This is a genomic window from Nocardia miyunensis NBRC 108239 (assembly GCF_001613065.1).
Taxonomy (GTDB): Bacteria; Actinomycetota; Actinomycetes; order Mycobacteriales; family Mycobacteriaceae; genus Nocardia; species Nocardia miyunensis.
This window is the reverse complement of the sequence record NZ_BDBQ01000032.1, coordinates 1-5,485: the sequence shown is the minus strand read 5'-3', so window position 1 is coordinate 5,485 and position 5,485 is coordinate 1. Positions and strand designations below refer to the sequence as shown.

At 68.5% G+C, this 5,485-nt stretch carries 4 protein-coding genes; 3 read left to right on the top strand and 1 reads right to left on the bottom strand.

The features are described 5' to 3' along the window. Positions 1-78 precede the first annotated feature (78 nt). Positions 79-921 carry a hypothetical protein gene (locus tag NM2_RS13455; RefSeq protein WP_245718009.1) on the bottom strand — a complete coding sequence of 281 codons (843 nt, stop codon included), beginning with the start codon at positions 919-921 and terminating at the stop codon, positions 79-81. A gap of 401 nt (positions 922-1,322) precedes the next feature. On the opposite strand from NM2_RS13455, the gene ftsH reads away from it, so the two are divergent. The 3 genes from ftsH to folP all read left to right on the top strand — a co-directional run bounded on the left by ftsH (position 1,323) and on the right by folP (position 5,313). Further along, positions 1,323-3,677 (top strand): ATP-dependent zinc metalloprotease FtsH, encoded by a 2,355-nt coding sequence (ftsH, locus tag NM2_RS13450; RefSeq protein ID WP_067668334.1) that lies wholly within the window; start codon positions 1,323-1,325, stop codon positions 3,675-3,677. Between the two features lie 77 nt (positions 3,678-3,754). Continuing rightward, the gene (gene folE / locus NM2_RS13445; protein WP_067668332.1) at positions 3,755-4,387 is read left to right on the top strand and encodes a GTP cyclohydrolase I FolE; all 633 of its coding nucleotides are present in this window, start codon (positions 3,755-3,757) and stop codon (positions 4,385-4,387) included. Positions 4,388-4,485: 98 nt separating this feature from the next. Next, positions 4,486-5,313 carry a dihydropteroate synthase gene (gene folP, locus NM2_RS13440; protein ID WP_067668338.1) on the top strand — a complete coding sequence of 276 codons (828 nt, stop codon included), beginning with the start codon at positions 4,486-4,488 and terminating at the stop codon, positions 5,311-5,313. Positions 5,314-5,485: the final 172 nt, after the last annotated feature.

The window sequence follows — 5,485 nt, the reverse complement described above, 5'->3', positions numbered from 1 at the left end:
ACCCCAAGGTTTTTCGGCGCGAGCCCCAGGGCGCCAAAAAACACGCCGGAGCGGAGCGGAGGCCAAAAATACAGCCGATCAATCCGGCAGGGAGCGCAGGATGCCGCGCCCGTAACGCTGGAACTGCGAATCGTCGACCATTCCGAGGGAATGCCGCTCCACCAGCAGCTCCCACTCCGAATACAGCTGCGACACACCGGGATCGGGCGGGGCGACCGCGCCGTCCGCCGATTCGCGCTGGATGGCGAAGTTGAGCGCGCCGACGACGCGATCGGTGTCGGCCCGGTCCGTGCCGGTGAAGTACATGGTCCGACTGCCGTCGTAGACGGACATGCCGAATTCGGTGGAGGGGTCGCCACCGTCCTCGGCGGGCTGCTCGTCCACCTGCCGCGCCGAGAGCAGGCCCGAGACCGGCACCTCGTAGGCGTAGCGGTCGCCCGAACCGACGGAAAGGAACAGCAGCCGCTCGGTCGTGACCGCGAGCAGTCCGCGCCCGCGTCCGGCGGGCGGGGTCGCGGCGGCCACCGCCGTCTCCAGCGCGAACTCGTCGGGGCCGACCATCTGGTGCAACGTGCCGATCGCCGTCCTGGCCTCGCGGCGGGGCGCCATCCGACGGACCGCGCGGTCCACATCGGCGCGTGTCGGGCCGGACCGGCCCCACGCCGGAGCCGGAGGTGTGAGATCGGGCACCGACATGTCGATGCGCTGGGTCTCCAAGATCTGATTGTTGATCCGCTCCACGATCACGGTGGCGGTCGGCAGGTCGTGCTCGGCGATGAGTACCGGCAGCGGGGTGCGGTCGGCGGGCACACCGGTCAGGACCGGGCTGGGATACCGGAGGTAGATCTCGATGACGACCGCGTCGTCGACACGCCGGTTGAGCCGGACCTTGAGCAGGTCGGAGACCGGAACATCGAGCACGCGCTCGCCTTCGGCACCCGGTCGCAGGACCTGAAGCCGCCCGGCGCCGTGGCGCAGTATCGCTGTGGGTGTCCGTAGCTCGACTATGTCCATACCCCCTGCGCTCTGTGTTGTCGCTCACAATAGGTGGTGCATGCCATGATTGTGTCTGCTTGGGCAGACGCCGCGGGGTGTCTGCCCGAGTGCGGGCCGGGGAACCAGTTTCGTTCTCCGACCGTTTACCTGTTGAACTGCATTAGCTGCCGAACTGCGCGATGTATCGGTTAGACCGTACGCGGTAACGTGGCGTGTCCGCATCCGTTCGCTCCGACCGGGGCGGATTGGTGGCGCGGATGCCGCGCGACGCATCGTAGGCACATACCGGAATCACCGGAAAGGACTGGCCCGCCGGCCGACGCTCTATGAACCGCAAGACAGTGTTCCGCAACCTGGCCATTGTCGCGGGCATCCTGCTCGTGATCTATCTGGTCAGCTATTTCAGCAACGACACGCGCGGCTGGAAGAACGTCGACACATCGGTGGCGCTCACCCAACTCGCCGACAAGTCCAACGTCCATCAGGTCCAGATCGATGACAAAGAGCAGCAGCTGCGCATCACCCTGAACAAGGGCAACGACGCGACCAGTAACCAGACTCAGATCATCGCGAAGTATCCGGGCGGCAGCGAGGTGTCCGCCCAGATCCTCAAGGACGTGCAGGCCTCGGGCGCGCCGTTCAACACGACGGTCAAACAGGACAGCTGGCTCACGCAGGTGCTGCTGTTCGTGTTGCCGATGGTGGCGTTGCTGATCGTGTTCGTCTTCGTGATGGCCCGCATGCAGGGCGGTGGTCGCGGCGGCATGATGGGCTTCGGCAAGTCCAAGGCCAAACAGCTGTCCAAGGACATGCCCAAGACCACCTTCACCGATGTGGCCGGGGCGGACGAGGCGGTCGAGGAGCTCTACGAGATCAAGGACTTCCTCCAGAATCCGGCCCGCTACCAGGCCCTCGGCGCGAAGATTCCCAAGGGCGTGCTGCTGTACGGCCCGCCCGGCACCGGTAAGACGCTGCTGGCGCGCGCGGTCGCGGGCGAGGCGGGTGTGCCGTTCTTCACCATCTCCGGTTCGGACTTCGTCGAGATGTTCGTCGGCGTCGGCGCCTCGCGCGTGCGCGACCTGTTCGACCAGGCCAAACAGAACAGCCCCTGCATCATCTTCGTGGACGAGATCGACGCGGTCGGGCGCCAGCGCGGCGCGGGCCTGGGCGGCGGTCACGACGAGCGCGAGCAGACGCTGAATCAGCTGCTGGTCGAGATGGACGGTTTCGGCGATCGCACCGGCGTCATCATCATCGCGGCCACCAACCGGCCCGACATCCTGGACCCGGCGCTGCTGCGGCCGGGCCGATTCGATCGGCAGATCCCGGTCAGCAATCCGGATCTGGCCGGTCGTCGCGCGATTCTGCGGGTGCACTCGCAGGGCAAGCCGATCGCGTCCGACGCCGACCTGGACGGTCTGGCCAAGCGCACCGTCGGCATGTCCGGCGCGGATCTGGCCAATGTGATCAACGAGGCCGCGCTGCTCACCGCGCGTGAGCACGGGAACGTCATCACCGGACCGTCGCTCGAGGAGTCGGTGGACCGCGTCATCGGCGGCCCGCGCCGCAAGAGCCGCATCATCAGCGAGCACGAGAAGAAGATCACCGCGTACCACGAGGGCGGGCACACGCTGGCAGCCTGGGCGATGCCCGATATCGAGCCGGTCTACAAGGTCACCATTCTGGCCCGCGGCCGCACCGGCGGCCACGCGATGACGGTGCCCGAAGACGACAAGGGCCTGATGACGCGTTCGGAGATGATCGCCCGCCTGGTGATGGCGATGGGCGGTCGCGCGGCCGAGGAACTGGTGTTCCACGAGCCGACCACGGGCGCGTCCTCGGATATCGATCAGGCGACCAAGATCGCTCGCGCGATGGTCACCGAGTACGGCATGAGCGCGCGGCTGGGCGCGGTGCGGTATGGGCAGGAGCAGGGCGATCCGTTCCTGGGCCGGTCCATGGGAACGAATTCGGACTACTCGCACGAGGTCGCCCGCGAGATCGACGAGGAGGTGCGCAACCTCATCGAGGCCGCGCACACCGAGGCGTGGGCGATCCTCAACGAGTACCGCGACGAACTGGACTCGCTGGCCACCGCCCTGCTCGAGCGGGAGACGCTGCATCGCAAGGAACTCGAGCAGGTGCTCGACACCGTCGTCAAGCGTCCGCGGATCACCGCGTTCAACGATTTCGGCGAGCGTGTCCCGTCGGATCGTCCGCCGGTGAAGACCCCGCGTGAGCTGGCCGCCGAGCGCGGCGAGCCGTGGCCGGACGAGTCGCTGCCGGCCGCCGCGCCGCAGCCGGTTCCGGCCAACGGATATCCGCAGGAGGCGTACCGCGATCAGCAGCCGGGTTATCCCGCGCCGCAGCCCGGGTACCAGAGCCCGCAGCCCGGATATCAGGGTCCGCCGCCCGCGTATCCGAACCAGGGCGGCACGCACGGCTCGCGGCCCGATTACGGCGCTCCGGCGGGTTGGTCGGCTCCGGGCTGGCCGCCGCAGGAAGAGACCCCGCAGCAGCAGGGGTACGGCGGTGAGCAGAACCGCGGCGGCTGGGCGGCCGCGGGCGGGCAGCGTTACGGACGGCCGCAGCATCAGCAGGCCGAGCCGGAGGATGCCGGATACGCCGTGCCTCGTGAGGGCGAGGGCGGCGAATGGGACGGACCGAACGGCCGGAACTGACCGGTGGTGGTTAGGCTCGACGGTCGGGGTACCGGAAGTTTGCCCGGTACCCGAAGATTTTGTGGAGGTGTCCTCGAGTGTCGGTCGATAACAATGGGTTCCCCGGTGTAACTACCGAACCGGTCGCGATCGACACCGGACGTGTTTTCGATCAGGATCGGGCCGAGGCCGCGGTGCGGGAGTTGTTGGTCGCGGTCGGGGAGGACCCCGATCGTCCCGGGCTGCTCGATACCCCGGCCCGGGTCGCACGGGCCTACCGCGAGATGTTCGCGGGTCTGTACACCGAGCCGGACTCGGTGCTGAACACCACGTTCGACGAGGGGCATCAGGAATTGGTTCTGGTGCGCGACATTCCGATGTATTCGACCTGTGAACATCACCTGGTCTCCTTTCACGGTGTCGCGCACGTCGGCTACATCCCGGGCCCGCACGGGCGGGTCACCGGGCTGTCGAAGCTGGCTCGCCTGGTGGATCTGTACGCCAAGCGCCCGCAGGTGCAGGAGCGGCTCACCAGTCAGATCGCGGACGCGGTGATGCGCAAGCTGGATCCGCGCGGCGCGATCGTGGTGGTCGAGGCCGAGCATCTGTGCATGGCGATGCGCGGTATCCGCAAGCCCGGCGCCAGCACCACCACCTCGGCGGTACGCGGGCTGCTGCAGACCAGCGCCAGCTCGCGTGCCGAAGCCCTGGATCTGATACTCCGGAAGTGAGCGCCTTGGCCACACATCGCGAGCCCGCTCGGGGCGTGACACAGGACCGGGGCACCCTACGTGCCGTCCTTCCGCGGGACGGGCGATCGTGTGTGGTGATGGGCGTCGTCAACGTCACGAGCGATTCGTTCTCCGACGGTGGACGCTATCTGGATCCGAGCCTGGCGGTGGCGCACGGTTTGGCCCTGCACGCGATGGGCGCGGACATCATCGATGTGGGCGGTGAGTCCACCCGGCCCGGCGCGACGCGCGTCGATCCCGCGGCCGAGGCCGCGCGGGTGGCGCCGGTGATCCGGGAGCTGACCGCGGCGGGTGTGCCCACGAGTGTGGACACCATGCGCGCGCGGGTCGCCGAGGCCGCGATCGAGGCGGGGGTGTGGATCGTCAACGACGTCTCGGGCGGGCGCGCGGATCCGGATATGGCGAAGGTGGTCGCGGCGGCGGGTGTGCCGTGGATCCTGATGCACTGGCGTGCCGACGCGGACTACCGGCACATCGGCCCGGCCGATCACTACGACGACGTGGTCGCCGAGGTCTGGGACGAGTTGCGCGCCCAGGTGGATCTCGCGGTGGCCGCCGGGGTGGACACCGATCGCCTGGTGCTGGATCCCGGACTGGGTTTCGCGAAGAACGCCGCACACAACTGGGCCCTGCTGGCCGCCCTGCCGCGCTATGCCGCCGCCGGTCTGCCGATCCTGATCGGGGCCTCCCGCAAGCGTTTCCTCGGTTCGCTGCTGGCCGAGGGCGACGACCCGCGTCCCCCCGACGGCCGTGAGGTCGCGACCGCCACCATTTCCGCGCTGGCCGCGGAACACGGCGCCTGGGGCGTGCGGGTCCACGATGTACGCGCGTCCCTGGACGCCATCACCGTGACCGATGCCTGGTCCCGCGCCGCCGGTACCACGGAGGGAGCAACCATCCGATGACTCGAGAACGCGATCGAATCCCCGGGCGCTCAACCGATTCGACCGCTTTGGGCAACGCCGGCCCGCGGTCACCCGGCTCACCCGCTCGCGGTGACGTCGACCTCGGATCACCTGGTTCGCCCACCCCTGACAACGCCGGCTCCGAGGTCGCGGCCCGGGTCGATTCTGGACT

Coding starts and splice junctions, on each gene's coding strand:
- ftsH (WP_067668334.1), top strand. CDS start 1,323: ATGAACCGCAAGACAGTGTTCCGCAACCTGGCCATTGTCGCGGGCATC.
- folP (WP_067668338.1), top strand. CDS start 4,486: ATGGGCGTCGTCAACGTCACGAGCGATTCGTTCTCCGACGGTGGACGC.